The organism is Arenibacter catalasegens (assembly GCF_002909235.1).
Classification (GTDB): domain Bacteria; phylum Bacteroidota; class Bacteroidia; order Flavobacteriales; family Flavobacteriaceae; genus Arenibacter; species Arenibacter catalasegens.
On the sequence record NZ_PHQQ01000017.1, the window covers coordinates 96,177 to 122,392 of the forward strand.

Below are 26,216 nucleotides of genomic sequence, written 5' to 3' on the forward strand. Positions count from 1 at the left end.
TTGACGAATTATTAGTTCATTTTTACAACGGCCTTCATATTATTAGCCTTTATCGAATCTTCAAAAGCCTGGTTAATGTCCTTAAATTCATAATAATCCGTATAATGTTCAGAAGGAAAAATTCCTGTAACCATCAGTTTTTGAGCGGCCATATAATCTGTTCTACAAGACCCCATGGATCCCCTCATATTTAAAGAGGTACGCGTAAGGTGTGTGGCATTGATCTGTACGTCTGTTCCGTAAGTAGCAATAACGCATATGTCCCCTTCCGGTTTAACAACTCCAATGGCTTCTGTAAGTACTGGCGGAACACCAGAACATTCTATTAGTAAATCTACTTTTCCGTTAGAACCAAAGGGAACACCGTTATCGTCGGTAATGCCCTTTTGCAATTGAGTGGTCAATGAATTCTCCGGTGAAACCTCTATAGTAATAAAACCTCTTTCTTTTGCTCTTTTTAAACGAATATCACGATCATGGGCAATGCCGGTTACAGCAACCCTTGCTCCTGCTGCCCGAGCAACTTCTGCGGACATCATTCCTATAATCCCACAGCCGGTCACTACTACATCCTGACCCGGCTTAATGTCGCACTTATTGTAAAGTGCGTTAGTGATAATGGACAAAGGTTCTACCAAGGCACCTTGTGCCGGTGTTAGCCCTTTCATTAAAGGGACTACCCGATCCGACTCCAACACTACTTGTTGTCCAAAACCTCCGTTTCTGTGGAAACCAATTATTTCCTTTTTGGGACATAAATTCCATTTGGATACGCTACAGGCCGGACAATCTTCTTCACGGCAACCCAACATGGCCAAAGGCGTAAAAATATCTCCTACCTTGAGGTCGCCATGGTCTCCTGGCCCCAATTCCAATACTTCGGCGCTAAATTCGTGCCCAATAACGCGGGGACGCTGCACCCAATCAAAATTGGCTTTACCAATAGTTGCACTATTGTCTGACCCACAAATTCCCGTATACAGCGTTTTAGCCCTTATTTCCCCTTCCTTTAAAGGAGGTATTTCCATGTCTACTACAGCTGAATTACTCAAAACCGATTGGCCAGAGTTTGGATATATTTTTTCGTTGCTCTGAAGACAAAAGCCTTTTATAGAATTACTCATCAGGATAATTTATTATTTAATTAAAGTTTAATTTCTAGTTGAAAAATTGACCCTTCAACATTACACTAAAGCGTTCCCCTTATAGGGAAATCCAAAGCTACCATTCCACCCCGGTATCCTTCCAACTTTTAGTCTTGGCGGAATCTAAAACTGCTTCACAAACTTTCTGTGTTTCTTGAGCTTCCCTAAAGGTAGGTGAACATGGCTTTCCTTCTTGCAAGGCCTTAAGAAAGTCCGCTATTTGATGTACAAAGCTATGCTCATACCCGATTGATAATCCCGGCACCCACCACTTATCCATATAAGGGTGGTCACCGTCAGTAACATGGATCGAACGCCATCCTCTTTCCTGAGATTCATCCCTATGGTCAAAATATTCCAAGCGATTTAGATCATGTAAGTTCCATTTTATGGAGGCATTTTCCCCATTTATTTCGAATGTATATAAGGCCTTATGTCCCCTAGCATATCGCGTGGATTCAAAAATACCCAAAGAACCATTATTAAAATGGCAATGAAACATACAGGCATCATCAATAGTAACCTCTTGTTTTTCTCCCGTACCTGTATGTACACGTTCCTTAATAAAGGTTTCTGTCATGGCAGAAACATCTTTTATACCACCATTCAACCACATTGCAGTATCTATACAATGCGCCAAAAGGTCTCCGGTTACCCCAGAACCTGCAGCGTCATTATCCAATCGCCATAACCCTTCCCCACCTTGCGGAAGCTCTGGACTAATGGTCCAATCCTGTAAGAAATTGGCACGATAATGAAATATTTTACCCAGTTTTCCTGCGTCAATAAGTTGTTTAGCGAGAGATACGGATGGCAGTCTTCTATAATTGAAGTAAACGGTATTGGGCACTCCCGCTTTTTCAATAGCATCTACCATAGGCTGGGCTTCTGCAACGGTACGGGCCAAAGGTTTTTCACATAAAACCATTTTCCCGGCTTCTGCGGCCGCAATAGCAATATCTGCGTGCATATTATTGGGGGTACATATATCTATGGCATCAATGTCATCGCGGGCAATGAGCTTTTTCCAATCGGTTTCTACGGATTCGTAGCCCCATTGATCAGCAAAGGCTTGGGTACGTTCTAGGTTACGCCCACAAATAGCTTTTAATATAGGTTTATATTCCAATTCTGGAAAAAAATTGCCAACCCTCCGATAGGCATTGGAATGGGTTCTTCCCATAAATCCATATCCTACCATTCCTATTCGTAATTCTTTCTTACTTGACATGTATACGCTAATTTTATTTTAAATTGAATTTATCTTGAACAATCGAGAACTGACATTTAATCTTATGTCGCCTCGTACCAACCATGTTGTTGACGCACTTTGATCATGGCCCCTAAAATATCGTTCCATGTTTTAGGCTGCATCATTACATCGTTGGGAAACATACATCCGTCCCAACATATGTGCCTGATTTTTTTCGTCAGGATTCCATTTTCATCGCGCAACCAATGGCCTGCATCTACAGCTATATCTAATTTGCCGTTAGGGTCCGAAGCCTGGCAATGTCTTCCCGTTTTGTCATGTGACCCAGATCCAAACACTGTTCCATCATTTTGGGCCACGTGAAAATCAGTGGTCCATGGGCGAAGGGCTGCGGTTACTGTTTTAAGGCCTTCCGTCAATGTAGCCCTATCACTCCAATCAAAATCTTTAGGCAATATTCTTTCATCCTCTTTATTATACCCCAATAAGTACAATAAGGTATGTGCCATATCGGCCTGAAATCCAATATTGGGGCGATCTACCGCCTCTAGGGTATTCACCATGGTCTTCCAACCATGCATTCCTCCCCAACAAATTTCACCTTCCGCAGCTAAAGACTCTCCGTAATCGGCAGCTACGTCACAGGCCTCCCTAAAGGTTTGGGCTATTAGCTTGGTATTGGCAACAGGGTCCACTGCCCAACTATGTGGATCAATGGACGAATCTATTCGAATTACTCCATTGGGACGTATTCCAAGGTCCCTTAGTTTTTTACCTAGTATACAGGCTTTACGTACCTGTGTTACAAATTGATTGCGTTCTTCGCGTGAGCCCATGGCAGATCCTCCACCAGTTCCTGCCCATACCGGTGCTACCAAACTTCCAATCTCTAAATTTTTGGCCCTAGCCTTATCCGCTATTTTTTTAATGCCATCATCATTGGAATCGATATCCAAATGGGGATCGGCGGCAAAAAGATCAAATCCATCAAATTTAACCCCATCAACCTCGGCATTGGCCGTAAGTTCAATCATGGTATCTATAGAAATTGGTGGCTCTGAATCGGGTCCTTTTCCCACCACACCTGGCCACGAAGCGTTATGGAGTTTAGGATAGTTGTTTTCTGGCATAACTGTTGATTTAATCGTTCTTATTATTTTTTGGCATTATTACAGCATCCCAACCTGCAAGGTCGGAAGGCTTTACGTTTTTCTGATAACCCTGAAAGTTAAAGGTTGTTGGCTCATATCCTCCAACAAAATTGATAGGATTGTCCGCTTTTATATCTTTTTCCATTTCCAGTCCCCAAAGGCAGGCATTAATGAGCATTCTCCTAAAACCTTCACTCAAAATATCTTCCGAAGCCCCATGGGTAGTCGTAAAAGCACGTCCTGGCGCGCCTGATTCCAATTGATAAGTGCGTACCCAAGCCACTGGAAGTTCTTCCTTGCTAGTGTCTGGATCAGCATCGGGTGTCATTCCATTCAATACCCTTCCACGGGCCAATATTTTCAAATCCTTTCCTTGGGGATAGGCATTATATCCTCCACATTGCGCCCAAGCACTTTGCACTCCTCGCATAATGGGATGTTCCATATTATTTTCTTCTATAATTAGTTTGGAAGCCTGTTGATGGTTCTTACCATAGTGGCCTACCCAGGTCTCTCCTAAAACTACCTCACCAAAACCACCATGCCAAGCCTTTTTCTCACCTTCGTATTTATAATCATAATGTCCCCAATTGGGATTATCAGCATTTTTGAAGGCATGTGTAGAAGTCCTTAGACCTACTACAGGTCCTCCTTTTTGCAGATAGTCATCTATAAATTGCATTTGTTTATCCTCAAAATTTGAAAACCTCGTAAATATCACCATAAGATCTGCCTCCACAAGAACATCTAGCCCTTTTATATTTGAGCCACCAGGAAAAATATTGCCATTATCGTCCAAAGCCCATACCACGGTACAGGTAAAACCATATCTTTTTGCCAAAATCCTGGCCAGGGCCGGTAATGTTTCCTCTCCCCGGTATTCGTGATCGGTTGCAATAAACACTATATGCTTGCCTTTTCCAGGCCCACTGTCCCCACTATAGGTCACACGGTAGCTATCAACATTATTCTTGGTTATCAATGGTTGTCCAAAGTCTCTTACATTACCCTGAGCTACAAGTTCAGAATCCAAAACTGTTGTGATTTTTTTGTCTTGATCAGCACATGAACAAATAAAAAAAACTAATGGGACAAAACACACTATCCTCCTCCAGATTATAGAAAAAAAAGAAGACTTAAAAATTAATGTTTCTAACATAATAAAACAAATCTAAAACCTCTAGTTACCGATTTTTTTTTCCAACTATACTTGCCGTTAATATTAGAAAACAAAGTTTACATAATACACCAAAAAAAGGTTAGCTATTAAAATCAACAAAGTTTATCAATATCCAAATTTTATATCATATTTTATGTGCTATCCATAAAATATATAGCAATATAATCTGACTATAAAAACTTAGCTCCACAAATCTAAAATACTATCGGGATTGATATTCCCTATATTTTACTAAATGATGACACTTTTTTGTCCTAATTTAGCCAAAATAAAATTCAAAGTGGAAATTTATGAGTACTCCCAACATTGAAAAAACACTTGCTACCAAGGAAACTTTTATCTTTAAGGAAATTGTAGGTCCCTATTTTAATCCAAATTGGCACTTTCATCCTGATTACCAAATCTCCCTTATCGCTGAAGGGAAGGGAACCCGATTTGTTGGAGACCACGTACAGTCTTTTGAAAAAGGTGATCTAGTGGTCACAGGCCCAAATCTACCGCATTTATGGCGGAGCGATGAAATTTATTTTAAAAAAAATAGTAAACTTACTACTCGTGGTTTGGTCATTTATTTTGACCACGAACTTTTTAGCGAATCCTTGTTAGGTAAGGAGGAATTTTATAATGTCAACAAATTTGTTGAAAATTCCGTTAGGGGTATGGAATTCTATGGCGAAACCCGAAATAAAATAAATAAACTTTTACTCAAAATAAATAGCGAACAAGGGTTTCGAAGAATTATAAAATTATTGGAAATAATCGATATCCTTTCCAATAGCGAAGAATACCACCTACTTTCTAGCCCGGGATACACCAATGTTTTTAAAGGTGATGATGCGGATAAAATGCGTATCGTCTACGAGTACGTCATGACCAATTTTAAAACCAAAATATCCTTGGAAGAAATTGCAGAAATGCTAAACATGACTACTACCTCCTTTTGCAGATACTTTAAACCTAGGGCCAACAAAACATTTACCCGCTTCGTAAACGAGATACGTATTGGCCATTCGCGTAAATTATTGCTGGAAGACAATTTCAACATCTCACAAATAAGTTACGAATGCGGTTTTAATGCGTTATCTAATTTTAATAGGCAGTTTAAATCCATTGTACAAATGAGTCCCCATGAATATCGCAAGCTATTCCTGAATATCAAAACCAGTATTTCCTAGTAAAGCTAGTTCCCATAAAATCATTTTCCTTAACCTATATATAATCACGTATTAAAATTTAAAGGCAATTATGTGGTAGCATAAGGTTTAGCTTAATTGCTATTCTAAATAATGAGCAAATTTTATCTTATCCAGAAAACTCTAAATCGATTACATTATTATCGAATATAGTCCGCTACTATTTGGGATACCTATATATAGTTATATGGGAACCATCTTCCTACCTCGATGAATTGCAGCTGTAACTATGATAAAAAAGTACCATTATTTAGTAGGATATAGGAACTTTTAAAATTCATTTAGGTTTAAATTTATCAACTTTAATTTTTTGATGTAAACGGAATCAAAAAATTGTCAGGAACAATTGTCAAAAGACACAGATATTAATAGTGCAATATAAGTGGGCCTGTATTTTTCATTTGACAAAACAATTAAAAATAAATTATGATTATTGTAAAAAAGAGATTAAACTTATACGCTGAAATAAAATATAATTAACAATCACCTAATAATTCAAAATCGAATCAAACCAATGGAAAATTCAAATGATCAACAAAAAACTAATGCTAACAGGCTATTTTATGCTAGCTGTTTTGCATTAATTACCACTGCCTTTTCTTTTAGTATAAGAGCTGGTATACTTCCGCAACTGGGAGAAGAATTAAGCTTATCCGGAGAACAACTTGGCTTCATAAATGCAATGTGGTTTTTTGGCTTTCCCATATCTATGGTAATCGGAGGATTAATCTACCATAAAGTAGGTGGAAAAGCTATAATGCAATTTGCCTTTTTTGCGCATGCTCTAGGAATTATTTTGACCATTTATTCTGGCAGTTACGTAGGCCTGCTAATTTCCACCTTATTAATAGGTCTTGGTAATGGTTGTACAGAAGCCGCTTGTAACCCTATGATTGCCGATGCCTACTCTGGTAACAGGATGAGCAAAATGATGAACCGTTTCCACATGTGGTTTCCAGGTGGTATTGTAATAGGTAGTCTTGTATCCAATTTTATGACCGGTGCAGGCTTAAATTGGGAGACCCAAATCTGGGTAATAATGATCCCGACCTTAATCTATGCATATTTGTACTTTGGGCAGGCTTGGCCAAAAGCCAAAATTGAAGCAGCTGCCACCCTTGGCGGAAATTTGAAAGCCATGATATCCCCCCTATTTATCTTTATGATTATTTGTATGTCCCTTACTGCTATTTCTGAATTTGGTCCACAACAATGGGTGGGTCTTATCTTGGCCAAGAGTGGTGCTGAACCTATGATTATTTTGGCACTAGTTACCGGATTAATGGCAGTAGCCCGTTATTTTGGTGGAGAAGTTGTACATAAATTCGATCAAACTGGAGTCCTTTTGGGTTCTGCCGTATTAGCCACAATAGGAATCTATCTTTTTAGCACCCAAACCGGAACCATGGCCTATGTTGCCGCAATCTTTTTTGCATTGGGCATCGCTTATTTTTGGCCAAATATGATTGGTTTTATCGCTGATAAAATACCAAAAAGTGGCGCCTTAGGGATGTCAATTATTGGAGCAGTTGGAATGTTCTCTTCATCCATATTTCAGCCCATTATAGGTGGATGGATCGATTCTGATAAAGCCGAAGCTGCGGCAGCCGGACTTACCGGTGATGAACTGGAACTTGTTTCTGGGCAGGCCACTTTGGGCACTATGGTTGCATTTCCTGCAATTTTGATTGTCTTATTTACCATTCTGTGGTTTTGGGTCAAAAAACGCAAAAGCACCAATGCTGCTGATGCTACTAGTAACCAACCCGTAACGGACTATTAGAAAATACTTAAAATTTTAGTATGAAAATTGGAATGAATATGTTGCTCTGGACTAACCATGTCACAGAGCAACACTTTAATATTGTTGATACCCTAAAAGAAACTGGGTATGATGGAATTGAATTGTTTTTAGGAGAAGGTGATGTAAAGCACTATTCAAAATTGGGCAATCATTTCTCCAGTATCGACATGGGTGTTACAGCAGTGGCAGCTTTGGCTCCGGAAGAGAATATAGCGAGTCCTGACCGGAAAACAAGAGAGGCTGGCCTAGATAAACTAAAATGGTCCATTGATGTGGGTGCTGCAGCCAATGTAGAAGTAATCTGTGGCCCTTTTCATTCTACATTTGCCTATTTCACACGCCAACCCCCTACTTTACAGGAAAAACAGTGGAGCAATGAAATGTTGCTGAAAGCAGCTGAATATGCACAGAAATCCAATATAATTCTTGCTCCTGAAGCAGTCAACAGATTTGAATGTTATCTCTATAATACTATGGCAGATCTAGGAGCCATGGCTAAGGAGGTAAATCATCCAAATTTGGGAGCAATGTTCGATACGCACCATGCAAATATTGAAGAAAAAAGTCAGGCAGAGGCCATAAAGACCATTGCCCCCTTTCTAAAGCATGTGCATATAAGTGAAAATGACAGGGGAACGCCTGGAAGTGGACAAGTTCATTGGGAGGAAGTATTTAAGGCATTAAAGGCAGTAAAGTATGACGGTTGGTTGACCATTGAGGCATTCAGCACTATTATCCCAGAATTTGCGAACGCCATTAATGTCTGGAGGGATTACTCCCCTTCGGAGGAAATTTATACCAAAGGCTTAAAATTGATCAAAGAAGGAATGGGCATTAAATAATTGAGCCAATTCCTTATACCCTATATAAAATAATGAAAAATCGTCTTATGAAAAATCTATTACCTATTCTTGTTTGTCTTTTTATGTTTGCCTGTAAAGAGCAAAAGGAGGCTAAGACCAATGAAGCCGAGACAGTGGAAACTACGGCGATACCAGAACAATGGCTGACTTTTGAAGGTAGTGATAAGAACGCAAAGCATATAGTGCTGATTTCGGGAGACGAAGAATATCGTTCTGAAGAATCTATGCCGCAGCTGGCAAAAATTTTATCGCAGCACCATGGCTTTAATTGTACGGTTTTGTTCGCACAGGATCCGGCACACCCAGGTATAATAAATGCCAATTATGGTAAAAATATACCCGGATTAGAAGCTTTGGATAATGCTGACCTAATGATTATTTCCACAAGGTTTAGGGCTTTGCCGGACGACCAAATGAAACATATAGATGATTATCTTGTGAAAGGGAAACCTGTAATTGGGCTTAGAACAGCAACACACGCCTTTAACTTCAAAGAAGAAGATGTTTCCGCTTACAAACATTATGGAAACTATTATAATGGAGATAAAACCGAATGGAAAGATGGATTTGGAAAGCTCGTTCTAGGTGAAAATTGGGTTAGTCATCATGGGAGCCATAAACATCAAAGTACTAAGGGCTTTGTCACCGAGTCGGGCAAAACTACTGGAATAACAAATAGTATCGCTGACGGTGATGTATGGGCCTCCGCCGATGTCTATGAAGTTCGTCTTCCCATGGTTGGCGATGCCCAACCCATAATATATGGAAAAGTGATGAACAGAAAAGGCGAATACGACGAAAATGATATGTTCTATGGTATGTTACCCACAGATGATGAGGCCGCACAAACCAATAATAGCGGTAAAAATGTTAGTGCACCCTTAATGCCTGTAGCATGGACCAAATCCTATCAGGTTCCAGGAGGTAAAAAAGGAAAAGTCTTTACCTCTACAGCTTTTTCTGCTGTAGATTTCACCATTGAAGGAACTCGACGATTGGTTGTAAATGCAGTGTATTGGACACTTGATCTTCCTGTACCTACCAAGACCGATGTAGAATTGGTCGGTGCCTATAATCCCACCACATATGAATTTAGAAAGGACGAATATTGGGATGAAAAACAATTAAAAGTTACCGATTTCAAATAATACCAATTACCAACCAAACTATCAAAAGCCAATAGATTTAATTCTATTGGCTTTTTTTATATCCAAATTAACTCAAACCTTCCAAAAAAAAATTCTTTTTATATTAGAAAATTCACTAAATTTAATCCATTGACCTAGCGCCAGTGGGGAAAAGCTGATCTCTGTTTACCTTCACTTTTTTTATGTTGCTAGGCTGTTGTTCTACTCCCCTTATCAGTAATAGCTTTTGTTTACCGGTAGATTAAAAACCCGGTTAATTTTACTTTGTGGTTTTTGACCCCTAAATTGGGCTTAACGAACTACGACAGCCAGTCGTATTGGAAGTTAACACCAATTACGTCCTCCACTCTGAGGCGCTTGATTATTCAGGATTTTATAGAAATTTAGGTAACTAATACACTTCACTAACAAATTAAATTAAAAAACTATGACAAAATGTTATTTGTCAATAGGCATAATTGGAATTATGCTTATTGCGTGCAATTCACCAAAAGAGAAAGAAGTTGCTAAAAAAGAAGTAGTAAAAGCCGAAACCAATTCTACTGTAGATATGGTAAAAAGAGGTGAGAACCTAGTTGCCTCTGTTGGTTGCAACGATTGTCATTCTCCAAAAATCATGACCGACAAAGGTCCTGAAGTAGACCTCAATAGAAGATTATCAGGTCATCCGGCCCAAGAGATCTTACCCCCTTATGACAAGGAAACGGCCAAATCCTATGTGCTTTTTAATATGGGCTCCACTGCAGCCATTGGTCCCTGGGGCACCTCTTTTTCAGCCAATCTCACGCCAGATGAAACGGGTATTGGCAATTGGACCGAACAACAGTTTTTAAAGGCCATAAAAGAAGGGAAGTTTAAAGGCATGGATGGGACAAGGCCCTTATTACCTCCCATGCCATGGACAGAATACCGGAATTTACCCGATGAAGATCTTAAGGCTATTTTTGCCTATTTAAAAACCGTTAATCCAGTTGATAATGTTGTACCGGCAGCAGTCCCACCAGCACAGCAATTATTGGGAGCCAAATAGAACAATTGGCTAAAAATATTTTTGATAACGTTTGGAAATGTATTTTACCCACCCAGAACTGCTTAAAAAGGCAGTTCTGGGTTTACCAAATGAGCATTAAATAAGATTCCTATGAACTACATTTAAGTTAGCTGTCCAACAGGTTTTTGGCCATCATTTAATAATCGTACTTCTTCCCCATAATCAATAAAAATATGCTCCCCATCACTTCTCCTTAAATATCGTCTCAGGATTTTTTGGACGTCATTGTTATCCACCAAAGGAGTAATCAGTTTACCATAATCCATAAAGGCCTTTATTCTTTTTCTTTTGGACATATATCCAAATCCCTTATATACCCCATTTTCAACCACAATGACCGACTTTTCATTCTTGTTCCTTCCCTCGGCTTTTATGATGTAGGTATTTTTATCATCCTCAATCGGCATTAAAGCTTGATCAACTCTTTTGTTATAGGATTCCACTGTTTCCAATTCCCTACAAACCCCCCGACATTTTTTAATATGAAAATGAAAACAGGCACCGGACAGCTGCTGTAAACCACAGTAACGTGGACAAAGCTCAAAGGTATCGCACAGTTCCTTCAAAAACTCCACACATTCCCCTTGGTTGTAAAAACTGGCCAACGGGGATTTTATCTTACTTAAGAGATCAAAGAATAGGTTGGTTATCCCATTCTTATCTACCTGCCCACCAATTCCGTAACGATACCCGATCCGTTTTTGTGCACGATTAAATTTAGGGAGGTGTTTTTTTATTTCATCCGATTCCAAGAGCAATGCCACAAGCTCACTTCCAGTGTGGGTATAATCTATATGAACCGTTTCAAAACAAAGTCGCATCTCCTTGTGCGACTTGCTATAGACATGGCTTAATACCCGTTGTTTAATGTCTTTGGCCTTGCCTACATAAATAATATTTCCTTTTGCATTTTTAAAATAATACACCCCAGTAGTATTGGGAAGGGCTGCTACGATTACTTTTGGCCATAAAGGAGGTAGAGCTGACTGTCCTGATTTTGGTCCTAACATGAAATTAAAAACACCGCCCGTGTCCATTTTCCAAAGTTTTTCCAACAATCCAACGGTAGCCTCTGCCTTATCCATAGCATTTTGCCATTGGCCAATATTAATGCCGAAATGGTTGCACATAGCACCCAAACTATAACTTTGTTGGCCCGGAATCACTTTTCGGGATAATCTCAAGGTTGAAATTTTCTTTCTTTTAAAAGCACCTCCAAGAGATGCCAACTCATTTTTTATACCGTTGAAATTAAAATTTACATGGTGGGAGACAAAAATACAGTCTTTGGTAAGCTCTACTACCTCCTTCGCTATTTCATAGAATTTCGGCGCAGTATGCAGCTTGTCATTGCTAATTCCATTACGGCGGGACACACTGTATTTAATGGATACCTCGGGATTTACTAAAGAGGAAAACTCCTTAACGACACTTTCGCCATCGTGAATCAAGATACAGATTTCAATAACCCTATTATCTTCACCCCGTAATCCTGTGGTTTCTGTTTCTACAATGGCGTACACTAAGAATATCTATTTTAGAAGAGAAAAATAACAAATAATAAGGGCAATGGAATAGCTTTTGGCAGATTTAACTTTTTAGGTCAAGCTTCAATCAAACGCTAAATGACTATGGGCCAAATTATTTAAAAAAAAATGAAATCTTGATTTGATAAATAATCTCTTTACATACATTTAAAAAAAGCCCTTACCTCTTCTTCAAATATGTTCAAAGGAATTCGATGCGCTAAATCTTGCCGCAGGGCAATATGATAATCTGTATTGCATGTAATCTTTTTGGCCACAAATTGAAGGGTTCCACTTGGGTCTACCACATCGTCCTGTGCTCCCAAAACCAATCGCTTAAAAGAAATATGGGGATTGCTATAATCCGGAACATTTTGAAATACGGAACGAGAAACTAATGCCGGGTTGAACAATAGGGCCGGTCTTTGAAAAGCTATTGATAGATAATATCCCACAAAACCTCCCATACTACTACCCATAACCACATCTAAATCCTTATCCTGATATTTCCTTCTTAAATTTTCAATACTATTATCGTCCAATTCATAGTCAATTGATGGGGATTCCACGGTACCATAGGATTGAAGAATTTTTCTTTTTTCTTCACTTAAACTTCCATTAAGTCCATGTAGATAAAGTATAGTCATTCAATTCTTCAATAATGTTTAATCACTTCTTATGCAAATTACGTATTTCCTTATCCAATATTTCTGCCTGGTACATGGCTTCCTCAAGGGGCAATCCCACATTCATACCTGGTCTTCTATGACCAATTGAGGTTAGCCAAGCATCTTTCATTATCTTTTGCCGCTCCTCCACCAACTCTAATATTTCCTTACCATTTGTGAATTGGGATACCACCTCTGCCATACCCTCGGCATTGGATACTTGCTCTTCGCCCAAGTATAAAAGTAATTGTTTGGCCATAATCCAATGACCTGTATCATTGGGATGGACGCCGTCCGTAGCCAAAACAAAATCATCATTGAACACACGCTTATCTTCCAGGTATTTCCTCATGGGCCAGTGGAGGTCTATTACCTGCCATTGTGCTGTATACCGCTGACTAATAAGCCAAGCGGAGTATATATCCAAGACATTGGCATAGGCTGCTCCCTTACGCTCATCGTAAATAGGAGGGGTCATATGTATAATAGTCACTCCGGACTCCACAACTTCCGTGTTTAACCAAAGAATTCCGTCCCTGTATTTTTGAAAACGGTCTTCATCAAATGGTAAATATATTCCATCGTTCATCCCGTAACAGGCAAATACCAAATCCGGTTTTATTTGGGCAAGAATTCGTTCCAATCGCTCATGTAAATCAGGCCTTGGAAATTTACCTCCTGCATGACCTGGTTCCGAAAGCCCCGATACTGTTTCACTGGGCAAACCCACATTAATAACTTCAAAATCCCTTTCCGGATATTGCAAGGAAAAATAGGTTTCAACATAAGACACATATTGTCCGGAATAGGTGATACTGTTCCCAAGAACAAGAATACGTTTAACACCCTTGGGTATTTCATAAGCGCTTTGGGCTGTTGCATTGAACTGGAATCCAACAAAAATAAAGGCTATCACAGTGAAATATTTAATTGTCATAAATCTTGTCCGGTTAGTTATTGTAATACTACTTCTAATCTATTTCTTAATGGCACCCCCTAAGGTTGTTATTTAGAATGGGCACCTTGTTTTCTATTGCTTAAGGTCTTAATCCCGAAAATTACCAATATAATAATCAATGCAACAAAATAAATGGCGGTGACCATACTTTTTACAATTGTAAAAATATTGGTCAAACTCATTGATAATTGCGATACATCCGGATAGTTATTCAACATTGTAATAATTCCAATATTCTCCATATAATCGGCAATTCCAGCTACAATTGGAAGCAGAGTCAGATAGAAATATACAGTGTCCAACTTTTGAAGTTTTTGAAGAAAAAATGCCATTAACAGGCAATAGCTAATTGCAAAAAGGCCAGGATAAATCATGTCGACCGGAATTTGCTCATATAGATAAATACTGCGGCCAGCTTCTCCTAGATTGGCTAATAAAGTTTTAATGTACTCCGGATTATAGCCACCCGGCATCATATCCAATAACTTTAATCCTTTTGAAAATTCCATAGTTTTCGGAATCGTTATTGCCAACATGAACACGTAGATTAGATTGGCGAGAATAAAATACAACAACACCTTCTTACCCGAAATATTCCTTTTTATTACTTCTTTTATGCTTTTCATTTCTATTTTAGAATGTATTTTCGATAAATGATCATTTAGGACTCCAAGATAGTAAACAACTGATTTTCATCAAGGATAGTCTTGGAATTAATGTCATTGCATATACCAGAATACAAGATATAGAAAATTACGACAACGAAAAATAGCCAAATTAAGGAGTTTATACATTTTATTACGAGAAGCTTATTCACTGGATTCATTTTAATATCAGATATTTATATCCACCCACTATCAGATGCAACCGCAACTTTTAAAAAAAATCGACCTTTAAATTAATTCGATACAAATTTCAACCCCATAATGGAACATATTAAAGTGGTAATAAAGAACAATCTCCAAAAGGTGGCAGGCTCTTTAAATACAAATATCCCTACCAATACCGTACCTACAGCCCCAATTCCTGTCCAAACGGCATAAGCCGTCCCAATTGGCAATTCCCGTGTTACCTTAACCAATAAGGCCATACTTATACCCAAGCATAATAAAAACCCAATGTACCAATAGGTCATCGCTGCCCCAGTAGCTTCTTTAGCCTTGCCAAGACAGGCTGCGAAAGCCACTTCAAACAAACCAGCAATGATTAGAAGAATCCAATTCATATATTTACTATTTTCAATGTGTATTTATTGCTATGTGCCTCGGCATACTACCTTCGCCAAGCTTTATTAGTCTATGGTTATAACTGGTTCTTGCTTTAAATACCCTAGTTCTAACAAAAACAGGTCCGCCTGGGAAACGGTCTTTTTATATGCTTTAAAATTCTTATAATTGAAAAAACCATGCCCCTCCCCTTCATATAATTTTAAGTCGCACCTACTTTCCACTTTTTCCATCACCACTTTATAATACTCGGCTGTTTCCACTGGTATCAAATGATCTTTGGTACCTTGAAAAATAATGGTTGGGGGGGCTCCTTTTTGAATGTTGTGTAGTGGGGAAAAACTTTTATAATCATCACCAATCCGTTCAAAACCATAGCCCCCGGGACCATTATCTATCACTGGATTAAAAAGCACCAGAGCATTTGGGACACAACTAACAGATGTATTATCTGTAACTTCATTATAAGCTTCGATCAAGGCCGTAGCAGCTGCAAGGTGCCCTCCGGCAGAGCCTCCAGAAGCGATGATTTTTGAGGTATCAACCTTAAATTTAATAGCGTTCTCCCTAATAAATCGGATGGCAGATTTCGCATCTTTGATCGATTCGAACGGGGTAGTACCATTTTTGCTTTCAATTCTGTAATCGGCTAGAAAACAAACAATTCCCCGCTTGGCAAAATACTTGGCCTGATTAAGGAATTGCGAGCGGTCCCCTCCTTTCCATCCTCCACCAAAAAAGAAGACCATGCCAGGATAGGTTTTAGAAGAAACCATTTTAGGGGGATAATGCACCTCCAAAAATAATTGGGTAGTATCAACCGTCTTGTAAAGGATCTCTTCTTGGGCAAGACATATTTGCGTACTGAATACGGCGCTAATTAGTAGGACTATTAAATATTTCAAATGCATTGTCAGTTTTTTTTATAAGATAGGTAAGTTGGAATGGGTACTTCACACAACTTTTATTTAGGTTCTAAGATAGGAAAACCTTAAAACTTATGCACCAGAATTGTTACAGCAGATAAGAACCTTGAACATTTCCTTAAAATTGCTTGCTTACAACCATTATCTAGGATAGGGATTTTAATGAAATTCTACCTAATATTTTATTGGAAAAACACTAAGATTAACGCTTCCGTTTATAATGGCTCTGAACTAACTGATTTAAAAACACCTTGGACTCCACCAGGTTAAATTCTAATGCCGCTGAAAATTGTGAAAACAAAGGACTACCTCCGCCCAGTAATATTGGAATAACTGTAATTGTTAGCTCCTCTATAAGGTCTTCCTTTATAAAATTCTGAATGGTTACCCCTCCGTCTATGTACAACCTGTGATATCCCTTGCTATGATTTTGTTGCAATACCTCTGTTAGGCTACCTTTTACCAGTTCCACTTTGTCTTTATAAACCTCAGGAATAGTTTCCAAGGTCCTACTCATTACAAATACTGGTACATTGTAAGGCCATGCACCATCAAAACCACAGACTGTTTCAAAGGTTTTACGTCCCAATACCGAATTTAAAGAAGATCATTATCACATGTTTATGCTATTTCCTGAACTGCCAGCTTGGTCTACATTTGTCCTGTTCGATAACCTGGTAGTTTATGGAAATTGAAAAAAATTCCTTAAACAGCTAATCTCGATATAATAAAAAGGGTTTATTCATCAATCAAAAAAAAAGACAATCATGTTAGTACTATTTCAATTTCTAACCAAATTATTATTGGACATATGAATTCCAATGCATCTATCAGCATAACTTGAATTATACCGTATAAGGAAAGACTTCCAGAGCAATAAATCATTATTGATTTTTTAATACAATGGATGTCAAATCTTTGCGTAATTTTAATATAAACCAAGTGGTGGCATGAGCATAAGAATTCTTTTTTGCTTGTTATGTTTCCAAACCTATATTTTTGGACAGAACTCTTATGTTTTTAATAGATTTTCTACCGCCGATGGTTTAGCCACCAACAAGGTGAAATGTGTTTGGCAGGATTCTAAAGGTTTTCTATGGGTGGGCACAGAGGTGGGCATACAGCGCTTTGATGGTAGAAAATTTTTATCCTATGTTGGTCCCGAAAAATACCAGCTACCTCCAAGCATCGGCGTAGATCAAATTTTAGATGCTGGCAATGGCTACATATGGCTCTTACAAGGAGGCCAGATCGGAAAATTCAATACAGTAGATTTTCACTATACCTCCGTTCCTATACGAAGTTTTGGCAACATTCCCCCTAGATCGGAATTCAAGCTCTATGTAGACAGCAAGAATCAAGTATTCTTATGCGCTTCCAAATATGGTCTTTTATGGTACGATGGCAATTCCAATTCTTTTGTGGAATCCAATTTACCTATAAAAATTCCCAGAGGCTGGGGTGTTGGCTCCCTCTTTGAGGACAAAGAAACTGGGGAATATTGGATTTGTAGTGAACAGGGCCTTGCTGTTTACCGCAGTAGCAGTGGCGAGGTGTTCCATAAACTCAATAACCCAGAGGGCATACCACTACTAAACAACAAGGCCATAACCAATTCAGGGGATTTTATTATAGACAGAAATGGTACCTGGTGGGTAACCTATTGGGACTATAGTCCACACTTAGAACATCCCGTGCTACTTCACTTCGACCCAAAAACCAACAAAATGCTACCGGATACCTTGGGAAGCAATCGCGCTATAAAAAAATATACGGTACTTAAGCAGATCTTGGAAAGTAGTACGGGACAGATCTGGATAGGGGGCGAAAATTCGTTATTGAGTTATGACAATGACATACAAGGCTTTCACCAACACCTGAGTGCCAATCCAATGGAGTTTGATATTAGATGTAATCAGGTAAGACATATATTTGAAGACAGGGAAGGCAATATTTGGCTGAGTACCGAGAATGGCCTTTATGTTATTAATCCCCACCAAAAGGATATATATAGTTTGGTAGTGATAAATGGCCTGGGCTTGGACTCCCCTGTAAACGCCATACTGGAAACCAAGGACAAGGAAAACTGGATCGGAACCTGGGGTAAGGGTATCCTATTTTATGATGCGAATTTCAAGAACCTTGATATTAATCATTACCAGGACAATGGACCAGAGTCATTAGCACTATATAATGCTATTTGGGATCTTCAACAACACAGTGAGACTGGGTATGTTTGGTCTGCCTGTCAAGGAGGTGGATTGGCCATATTTGATGCTAAAAAGAAAAAGGCATTGTATTGGTTGCATCCCCCCGTTTTTAAGAAATCTACCGTTCGTCAGCTCAAAGAGGATCACAATGGAAACCTTTGGTTTGGTACCCAAAGCGGGCGTTTGGTAAAATGGAACAAAAATGACCCAATTGCCAATGAAAACTTTGAGGAAAAACATAATTTCAACACCATTATTTACCGGCTTTATATGGACCATCAAGGCAGGTTATGGGTTGCTACGCACAAGCAGGGCGTATACGTCATAAATGTGGACACCAACGAAATTCTATTTCATTTCAACAAGGAGTTCAACGATAGTTATGGAATTATGGACAATACTATATCCGATATCCAACAATACAACGACAGTATTTTTTTCGTAGGAGCCGAGGCTTTGAACATTCTTAACATACATACTGCTAAGGTTAATAAAATTACCTCCTACGAAGGTTTAAATGGATCAAGGGTTTTACAATTGATGATGGATAGCGAAGGTATTGCTTGGATGATAACCAGTAATGGTCTAAGCAGTTACAATTACGATAAGAATATCATTAGTTCCTATAGCAACCTTAATGGGGTTATCTATGCAGAAAAGACTAACAGTGCCAAATGGAAGATGCAAAACGGGGAGATATGGTTTGGTGGTGAGGATGTGGTGTTCGGTTTTTCGCCCGAAAAACTAAATCATAAATTAAAACCTCCCAAAGTAAGCATTACCGATTTTAAGCTCTTTAATACTTACGTGCCCGTAGATTCCATTTTGGCACAAAAAGAAATCACCTTTCAACATTATCAAAATTCGTTCACTTTCTATTTTTCGGCCCTAAGCTTTTCTCAGCAAAGAAAATTACAATACTATTATCGTATTCCTGGAGTTAACAAAGACTGGGTTAAAGCTGAAAGAGATCTGGCTGCAACCTACACCACTATGCCCTCTGGAAAATATACCTTTCAAGTAAAATGTATGAACCTACAGGGTTTGGAACCCGATGAAACGACCAGCATCAATTTCAGAATACTGCCACCCTTCTATCGAACCTGGTGGTTTATTTCCTTTATCCTATTTGCAGTGTTGGGCGTCACCTATTTTATCTATCTACTAAGGGTAAGCCGCATATTGGCCGTTGAAAACTTAAGGAATAAAGTAGCTAGGGACCTACACGATGATATGGGCTCTACCCTGAGTACTATCAACATCCTGAGTTCTATGGCAAAAAGTAAAATGAATTGTGATACCGTAACAAGTAGCAGCTACCTTACCAAAATTACCGATAACAGCCAAAGGATGATGGAGGCCATGGACGATATTGTTTGGAGCATTAAACCAGACAATGATAATATGCACAAGGTTATTGCTCGAATGAGGGAATACGCTACTGGAATTTTGGAAGCAAGGAATATAGAATTCAACTTTCAGGTAGAGGATAAAATAAACGATTTAAAACTAGATATGGAATCCCGGCGCGACCTCTTTCTTATTTTCAAGGAAGCCGTCAACAACATTGCCAAATATTCCCAAGCCAAGGAGGCTGAGGTCCTTTTGACCCATAAAGATAAATGGCTCCATATGAATATTACAGATAACGGCATAGGATTCGAGACAGAAACGGTAGACAGTGGTAATGGCCTTGACAATATGGTTAGACGAGCATCAAACTTAAAAGGAGTACTAAAAATTGATAGTAGGCCAGCTATGGGTACGAAAATTCGCTTGGACATACCTGTAAGATAAAAGTCATTTTAACATATTTATGTGATTTTATCCTATGGGTTTCCTACCTAACTTTACAAAAAGAGACAGTTATGATAAGGGTAGTAATATATGAGGATAATCCCCAGTTTCGTGAAGGGCTTACTATGTTGATCAATGGTAGCGACGGATTTTCGGTTTTAGCAGCATACAAGAATTGTAACAACGTTGCAGAGGAAGTGGAGAAATGGTCGCCCGATGTAGTCTTGATGGATATCAACATGCCCGGTACCGATGGACTGGAGGGCCTTAAAAGAATTAGGGAAGTAGATGCAGAAGTAAAAGTATTGATGCTAACCGTCTTTGACGATAATAAAAATGTATTCGAAGCATTGCGGAATGGGGCCAACGGCTATTTATTGAAGAAGACCCCACCGGCAAAACTATTGGAATATATACAAGATGCCATCTTGGGCGGGGCTCCCATGACCTCCTCCATCGCCTCCCAGGTACTAAAAATGTTCCAAGTAATACCACAGACCAAGAATAATGACTATTGCCTAAGTGAAAGGGAGACTCAAGTACTACAACTTTTGGTAGAGGGCTATAGCTATAAAATGATTGCTTCAGTACTTTACATCGCCATTGACACCGTACGGTCCCACATTAAAAAAATCTACGAAAAACTTCATGTGAATAGCAAAAGTGAAGCAGTGGCCAAGGCTTTTAAGGATAGGCTATTATAACATATTCATAAACCTTATTATCAAATAACCCTTCAAATTCACATGCTTATGTGATTGTAGGGGCTAAAGTTCCTGACTTTCTTTGTCCTGATTTTAATTGAATCATTAACTCAATATCAGGATTATGAAAACACAACTAATTTTTCTTTCCATTTTCTTTTTAATACTTATCGGTTGTTCCAAAGATGACCCTTATGAAATTCCGTTAAATACGCTGGTGGCAGATGCCGCTAGTGAGAATCAAGGCGATATATTAATTGGTCAGCCCGTCACTATGGACGGTTCCAAATCGAAGGATAAGGCAGGAAAACCATTTGAGTACTTATGGAAAATAAAAACAGCGCCTAACGGTAGTTTGTCCGAATTGACTGAAGAAACAACGGCCAAGCCAAAATTTACTCCGGACAAGCCAGGGAATTACTCTGTGGAACTAAAAATTTTCAATACCGAATTTTTTGACACCGATGAATTGACAATTTTAGTAAAGGATGCAGAAAACCCACCCGTTCAAGAAACCATAATTATTTCGGAAAACATCACGGAACGCCGCCATTTGGCCAATGTCTTTGACGACCCTGACAAATTTGATTATTTGGTAATTGGTGATATACATGTAACCGCCCTACTTACCATGGATCCAAACGTTGTTATTGCCTTTGAAGAAAATACGGCTATGTATATAGACAATCCCGGAGCCATCATCACTACTGCTGCCGCCAGCTCGTTTACCACCTTTACGGGTAAGAACAAGGTTCCTGGCTATTGGAAGGGATTGATCATAAATTCGAATAGTCCTTTAAATAAATTAGACCTGTAACTATTGAATACGGTGGTGGTGCCATTGCCCAGGGAATGGAGGTTGCTACTGGTTTGGGAATCGATAATGAAGGTCCCGGCCACCTCAACCTGGTTTCCTCCATTATTCAGCACAGTGCTGGTTATGCCATGGCTGTTGAAATTGGAGGAAAATGGAGTTCGGAATCGTTTAATGTGTATAGGGAGAACCATAAGGTCATTAGATTACCGGCATCCCAGTTAGCTGTTTTATCCAGCTTGTCTGAATTCCATAATAATGAAGATAACGCTATCAATATCATTGGTGACCGTATCTACAATCAGCAGGAAACCGTATGGAGCCCTATTTACAATGGACCAGGCAATCTGAAATATCTTGTATCTGGAAAAATAGAGGTAGTTTCCGGCCTAAGGGCTATGGAAGGTTTGGAATTGTACATGGATAGGGATTCAGAAATAAATATCACCACAAGGGGCTATTTAGTCGCTCTTGGTAGTAATCAATATCCTATTAAATTCCGCGGGAAGGAATCCATGGACGGAGGATACTGGAAAGGTATCTCCTTTATGTCCGCAGATATAAAAAATGAACTAAACTTTGTAGAAATCTATGATGCTGGAAGTGATATCATGGATGACTTACACAACAAGACCGCCATTGGACTTGGAGGAGCCAATGAAGCAAAATTAAAACTTAGTAGTATCAAAATTGCTCAAAGTGGCGGCAACGGACTGTACGTAGAAAACGGAGCCGAACTTGGCTCCCTGGATTTCCTTAAATTTTATGAAAACCAAGGTCCAGCTGTGTCAATGGCCGCAAATAATGTTCAAAAATTGAATAACGCAGGGGGAATGGAATTTATAGGCAACGGTCATAATGGTGTTGAAATCTTTGGATCTACTTTGTTCAGTCAGGATGGTAGCGAGACCGTTTGGCCAGCCCTGCACTTTGGAGCCACCTATCTGGTAACTGGCAATTTAGGAATTCAGTCAGGCGTAAAAATTCTTCCAGGAGCTGTTTTTAAGTTTGCCGAAGACAAAATGCTGGGGGTGTTTCCCAATGGCTATGTAATTGCCCAAGGAACAGCTACAAATAAAATTGTTTTTACTGGGGCAAATGACACTAAAGGTTTCTGGAACGGAATCCGAATCCAATCGGACAGTGTTAAAAACCTACTGGACCATGCAGAGGTACTATATGCCGGAAAAACTGAAATGCCAGGGGTGGCTAAAATAGCCAGTATTGGCCTGGACGGGGATTACTTAGCCAATTTAACCATAAAGAATTCGAAAATCGCCCATGGCCACGGTTATGGTATTGCTTTAGAAGATTCCAGAACTTCCTTGAACTCGGATTATGACATGGTAAACATTTTTGAAGACCTCAGCCTTGGAAATGTATCCTTACCCTAGAAGAAAGGAAGAGTTATTATAAACCCTATTCTGTTCAATATTATAGGAGATATAAAATGAATGTTATTAAAAATGTGATTGGCGGTACAAACAAGATAAAGAACCTTCAATCTTCCACATACATATGCGATTGTAGGCCAGGGAATTCCAAACGATCTTTGTTTCTATAAATAATCAAAAAAAATAAAGTCATGAAAGCATTTGATAATTACAGAAGAATCCCTACAGAATCCAATAAACATGTCTTCTTATTACAAAATAAATATAGTAAAAGAAGTCAATGGTCGGCCTTAAGACGTTTTACAGCCGCTTATTAAAAACAGAAAGAAGGTCTTGCCTTAAGGGCCTTCTTAAATAAGAAACTTTTAAATAAATGAAATATGAAAAACCTGGGTATCGAATTTTATAGAAAATGTATATACGTAATATATACTGTTTTGCTAATCTATCTATTGTTAACTGCAAAGAAATAACAACTTAAAAAAAAGATATGCGTACAACATCAAAAATAAGTTTTGTAATTGCCCTTTCAACACTCTTATTATCCTGTGAAAAGGATACTATAACGGCCTCTTCGGAAATTACAATCAAGGACTATGAATTCTCGGGCTATACTTCCTTGGAAGTAAATCATAATTTTAAGGTCTATCTTAACTTTTCAGATACCGAGGAAAAATTGCGAGTTCAAGCGAACGACAATCTCTTTGAGTATATCATAATATACAAGGAAAGTAACAAGTTAACCGTGAAACTGGATAATGTGCAAAGAATCAAGGGCAAGGAAACTTTAAACATATTCATTACCACTAAGAATCTTAACAATTTTACCATTAAGGGAAATGCGAAATTGGTATTGGAAGACCCTTTGGAAACGGAGAATCTAAAAATTAATCTAACAGGTAATAGTTTCATTTCCGGCCCTTTGGACGTTGAAAGCCTTGATATGGTTTCTACTGGGAACTGCATGATCGATTTTTCAGGGAATGCTAAAACCATTGATGTGAAATTAAGGGGAAATTGTGAATTAGCAAATTACGACCTTAACGTTAATACGCTAAAAATTGACCTTTCCGGTAACAGCAATGCTTACCTTTCAGTAAACAATTCCATTTCGATCGATGCTAGCGGAAATAGTGTGTTATCCTATAAAGGAAATGCCACTATTGTACATCAAAAACTGTCTTCAGACTCAAAGATTGTAAAAAAAGGGTAGTTCGCATTTGGGCCTGGAATAGTAAACCAACCGACGAGGATGTCTCATAGAGATATTATCTGGCCTAAATCTCAGTTGTTGGCAATAGATAGACCCATAGAAGTTTCAGGAATATAATGCCTGTACATTTTGTAAACATTTACAAAATGTACAGGCTTTTCAAATATGCAAGAATTAATTCAACGGTAAGGTAAAATTAAAATCGCTTCCTTTACCTTCCTCGCTTTCCACCCATATTTTACCGCCCAGTTTTTCAATAAATTCCTTACAGAGCACCAATCCAAAACCCGAGCCTTTCTCATTTAAGGTTCCTGGCAATGGTGTATTAGCTGTTATAAGGAATAAATTTTCACGTGTTTCATCCTTCATACCTACACCACTATCAGAAATAGTCACTTTAAGCTGGTTTTCTACTTCGATGACAGCAATACTAATAGTACCACCAGGTTTGCTATATTTAATAGCATTGGATATAAGATTCCTCATGATGGTCTTTAGTATTTTAATATCTGAAATAACTTCAATATCATCAGATTCGATTACATTTATAGTTATACCTTTTGTTCTCGCAATGGATCTTGAAAGATCCAATATTTCTTGGATGACATTAGCAATACTAATTTTCTCTGATTTAAAGCTGATTTGTCCGGATTGTGATTTTGCCCAATCCAATAAATTTTCAAGCAAAACAAGGGTTTTTTTGGCTGTAGAATCTATCAGGCCTAGATACTTTTCAGAACTTTCAACTTCCGATTTTTTTATGGCTATATTCAAAATTTCGCATAATGCTAAAATATTATTGAACGGACTTCTTAAGTCATGGGCAATAATTGCAAACAATTTATCCTTGGTTGCATTAAGTTCCCTCAATTGAACTTCACTCTCTTTTAAAGTCTGTTCTGCCAATTTACTTTCGGTAATATCCCTAATTACCCCAACTAAGAACTTCTTACCGTTGGCATCAATATACCTTGACTTCTTGGTGGAAAGAATTTTTTTTTGATTTTGCTCAAGAGTAAGGTACTCCTCATTAATATTCTCGATTCCGTCTAAAAGAACTTGTTTGTCTATTTCTAAAAAACATTTCATTTCATCTAGAGGAATATTTTCAGCAAGGGTCTTGCCTATTATTTTAGCTCTTGGAAGGTCCATCAAATCACATAAGGCATTATTAACCAGAAGGAACCTACTTTCATCATCCTTGACAAATACAGCATCGCCCATATTATTGAGAAGGGTATTGGCATATTTCTCACTTCCATATTCTTTTTCCTCTACATTATGAAAGGATAATAGCGCTTGAAGTATTTCATTCTGTTTTTGGAGTTCAGTGATCTGATCTTCCAATTCGCTATAGGAATTGACCCTATTATTCTTATGGCGCTTAAATCGGCTGTGTAAAGGAAACCACATCAAATTATTACTTTTTTAGGCTAAGACGTAAAGCTACGATTTTCATCAATTATAATTATACCAAATTATCATAGAATTCCACTTTAACAGTTAAAATAAGTTCAACTTAAAGATTTGGATAGGGTTAAATGCAGAGGGCATTCCTTAATTCTATCAAAAGTCCAACAATGGGAAGACAAATTGCAGTGACAAGGTAATCACTTCGTTAAAGTCACTTTGACCCAAGGGTGGGCTTTAGCAAGGATTCGTTACTGCGAGGGGATATAGCCACGAAGCTTTTTCAAATCAAGAATAAACAGTTTGCTTTGCTGCTCTCGCAATGACGAGTTTAATTCTATCGTCAGTTCGAGTTAAATGCCTATAGTCATTTAGTGTCGAGAACAAGTTTGGTTTGCCTTATTTACTTCTCGATACATTTTTGCTCCACTTCGTTATGCAAAACCACTCGAAGTGACGACTTTCAACTTTTAAACATTGGACATTGAACTAATGCCTCCCGATAACTACCTTAGGTTTGAATTATTATTTTTAAATCTAAAAAAGTCATATAATTGAAAACCTGTCAGCGATCCAGCGATAGCCTTAGTCATAGAACTATCCCGATATTTGGAACTGACAG

General features: G+C 38.4%; 23 protein-coding genes. 11 read left to right on the forward strand and 12 right to left on the reverse strand.

The features are described 5' to 3' along the window. Positions 1-11 precede the first annotated feature (11 nt). The 4 genes from CWD90_RS13970 to CWD90_RS13985 form a co-directional block, all read right to left on the reverse strand. Positions 12-1,124 (reverse strand): zinc-dependent alcohol dehydrogenase, encoded by a 1,113-nt coding sequence (locus tag CWD90_RS13970; protein WP_103476688.1) that lies wholly within the window; start codon positions 1,122-1,124, stop codon positions 12-14. 97 nt (positions 1,125-1,221) lie between these two features. Continuing rightward, positions 1,222-2,376 carry a Gfo/Idh/MocA family protein gene (locus tag CWD90_RS13975; RefSeq protein WP_103476689.1) on the reverse strand — a complete coding sequence of 385 codons (1,155 nt, stop codon included), beginning with the start codon at positions 2,374-2,376 and terminating at the stop codon, positions 1,222-1,224. Between the two features lie 62 nt (positions 2,377-2,438). Next, positions 2,439-3,488 carry a sugar phosphate isomerase/epimerase family protein gene (locus tag CWD90_RS13980; RefSeq protein WP_103476690.1) on the reverse strand — a complete coding sequence of 350 codons (1,050 nt, stop codon included), beginning with the start codon at positions 3,486-3,488 and terminating at the stop codon, positions 2,439-2,441. Between the two features lie 10 nt (positions 3,489-3,498). Then, positions 3,499-4,542: a ThuA domain-containing protein gene (locus CWD90_RS13985; protein ID WP_205161242.1), complete on the reverse strand. Its 1,044-nt coding sequence runs from the start codon at positions 4,540-4,542 to the stop codon at positions 3,499-3,501. A gap of 437 nt (positions 4,543-4,979) precedes the next feature. On the opposite strand from CWD90_RS13985, the gene CWD90_RS13990 reads away from it, so the two are divergent. The 5 genes from CWD90_RS13990 (at position 4,980) to CWD90_RS14010 (ending at position 10,727) form a co-directional block, all read left to right on the forward strand. Beyond that, on the forward strand, positions 4,980-5,864 hold the full coding sequence (locus CWD90_RS13990) for an AraC family transcriptional regulator (RefSeq protein WP_103476692.1): 885 nt from the start codon (positions 4,980-4,982) through the stop codon (positions 5,862-5,864). 532 nt (positions 5,865-6,396) lie between these two features. Then, positions 6,397-7,665 (forward strand): MFS transporter, encoded by a 1,269-nt coding sequence (locus CWD90_RS13995; RefSeq protein WP_103476693.1) that lies wholly within the window; start codon positions 6,397-6,399, stop codon positions 7,663-7,665. A gap of 20 nt (positions 7,666-7,685) precedes the next feature. Continuing rightward, positions 7,686-8,528, forward strand: coding sequence for a sugar phosphate isomerase/epimerase family protein (locus CWD90_RS14000; RefSeq protein WP_103476694.1), 843 nt, complete (start codon positions 7,686-7,688; stop codon positions 8,526-8,528). Positions 8,529-8,575: 47 nt separating this feature from the next. Continuing rightward, on the forward strand, positions 8,576-9,697 hold the full coding sequence (locus CWD90_RS14005) for a ThuA domain-containing protein (RefSeq protein WP_103476716.1): 1,122 nt from the start codon (positions 8,576-8,578) through the stop codon (positions 9,695-9,697). A 427-nt stretch (positions 9,698-10,124) separates the two neighbouring features. After that, positions 10,125-10,727, forward strand: coding sequence for a c-type cytochrome (locus CWD90_RS14010; RefSeq protein WP_103476695.1), 603 nt, complete (start codon positions 10,125-10,127; stop codon positions 10,725-10,727). A 122-nt stretch (positions 10,728-10,849) separates the two neighbouring features. On the opposite strand, the gene CWD90_RS14015 is transcribed toward CWD90_RS14010, so the two are convergent. The 7 genes from CWD90_RS14015 to CWD90_RS14045 all read right to left on the reverse strand — a co-directional run bounded on the left by CWD90_RS14015 (position 10,850) and on the right by CWD90_RS14045 (position 16,641). Beyond that, positions 10,850-12,271 (reverse strand): exonuclease domain-containing protein, encoded by a 1,422-nt coding sequence (locus CWD90_RS14015; protein WP_103476696.1) that lies wholly within the window; start codon positions 12,269-12,271, stop codon positions 10,850-10,852. A 161-nt stretch (positions 12,272-12,432) separates the two neighbouring features. Further along, positions 12,433-12,921 (reverse strand): YqiA/YcfP family alpha/beta fold hydrolase, encoded by a 489-nt coding sequence (locus CWD90_RS14020; RefSeq protein ID WP_103476697.1) that lies wholly within the window; start codon positions 12,919-12,921, stop codon positions 12,433-12,435. Positions 12,922-12,943: 22 nt separating this feature from the next. Continuing rightward, on the reverse strand, positions 12,944-13,879 hold the full coding sequence (locus CWD90_RS14025; RefSeq protein ID WP_103476698.1) for an SGNH/GDSL hydrolase family protein: 936 nt from the start codon (positions 13,877-13,879) through the stop codon (positions 12,944-12,946). Between the two features lie 68 nt (positions 13,880-13,947). Beyond that, a complete protein-coding gene (locus tag CWD90_RS14030) occupies positions 13,948-14,526 on the reverse strand; it encodes a hypothetical protein (RefSeq protein ID WP_103476699.1) in 579 nt (192 codons plus the stop codon). 272 nt (positions 14,527-14,798) lie between these two features. Continuing rightward, the gene (locus CWD90_RS14035) at positions 14,799-15,125 is read right to left on the reverse strand and encodes a DMT family transporter (RefSeq protein ID WP_103476700.1); all 327 of its coding nucleotides are present in this window, start codon (positions 15,123-15,125) and stop codon (positions 14,799-14,801) included. A 66-nt stretch (positions 15,126-15,191) separates the two neighbouring features. Beyond that, positions 15,192-16,037: an alpha/beta hydrolase gene (locus CWD90_RS14040; protein WP_103476701.1), complete on the reverse strand. Its 846-nt coding sequence runs from the start codon at positions 16,035-16,037 to the stop codon at positions 15,192-15,194. 217 nt (positions 16,038-16,254) lie between these two features. Next, positions 16,255-16,641 (reverse strand): dihydrofolate reductase family protein, encoded by a 387-nt coding sequence (locus CWD90_RS14045; RefSeq protein ID WP_205161243.1) that lies wholly within the window; start codon positions 16,639-16,641, stop codon positions 16,255-16,257. 361 nt (positions 16,642-17,002) lie between these two features. On the opposite strand from CWD90_RS14045, the gene CWD90_RS14050 reads away from it, so the two are divergent. The 6 genes from CWD90_RS14050 (at position 17,003) to CWD90_RS14070 (ending at position 24,184) form a co-directional block, all read left to right on the forward strand. Beyond that, complete coding sequence (locus CWD90_RS14050; protein ID WP_103476702.1) at positions 17,003-20,059, forward strand: ligand-binding sensor domain-containing protein; 3,057 nt, start codon at positions 17,003-17,005, stop codon at positions 20,057-20,059. A gap of 71 nt (positions 20,060-20,130) precedes the next feature. Further along, positions 20,131-20,763, forward strand: coding sequence for a response regulator (locus tag CWD90_RS14055; RefSeq protein WP_103476703.1), 633 nt, complete (start codon positions 20,131-20,133; stop codon positions 20,761-20,763). Between the two features lie 124 nt (positions 20,764-20,887). After that, entirely contained in the window at positions 20,888-21,580 is a 693-nt protein-coding gene (locus CWD90_RS14060; protein WP_103476704.1) for a hypothetical protein, read from the forward strand. Positions 21,581-21,615: 35 nt separating this feature from the next. Continuing rightward, positions 21,616-22,971, forward strand: coding sequence for a hypothetical protein (locus tag CWD90_RS14065; RefSeq protein WP_103476705.1), 1,356 nt, complete (start codon positions 21,616-21,618; stop codon positions 22,969-22,971). A gap of 191 nt (positions 22,972-23,162) precedes the next feature. Beyond that, positions 23,163-23,288 (forward strand): hypothetical protein, encoded by a 126-nt coding sequence (locus CWD90_RS23580; RefSeq protein WP_262494954.1) that lies wholly within the window; start codon positions 23,163-23,165, stop codon positions 23,286-23,288. A 173-nt stretch (positions 23,289-23,461) separates the two neighbouring features. Then, positions 23,462-24,184, forward strand: coding sequence for a head GIN domain-containing protein (locus CWD90_RS14070; protein ID WP_103476706.1), 723 nt, complete (start codon positions 23,462-23,464; stop codon positions 24,182-24,184). 174 nt (positions 24,185-24,358) lie between these two features. Here the strand turns inward: CWD90_RS14070 and CWD90_RS14075 are convergent, their stop codons facing one another. Next, positions 24,359-25,597: a PAS domain-containing sensor histidine kinase gene (locus tag CWD90_RS14075; RefSeq protein WP_103476707.1), complete on the reverse strand. Its 1,239-nt coding sequence runs from the start codon at positions 25,595-25,597 to the stop codon at positions 24,359-24,361. Positions 25,598-26,216: the final 619 nt, after the last annotated feature.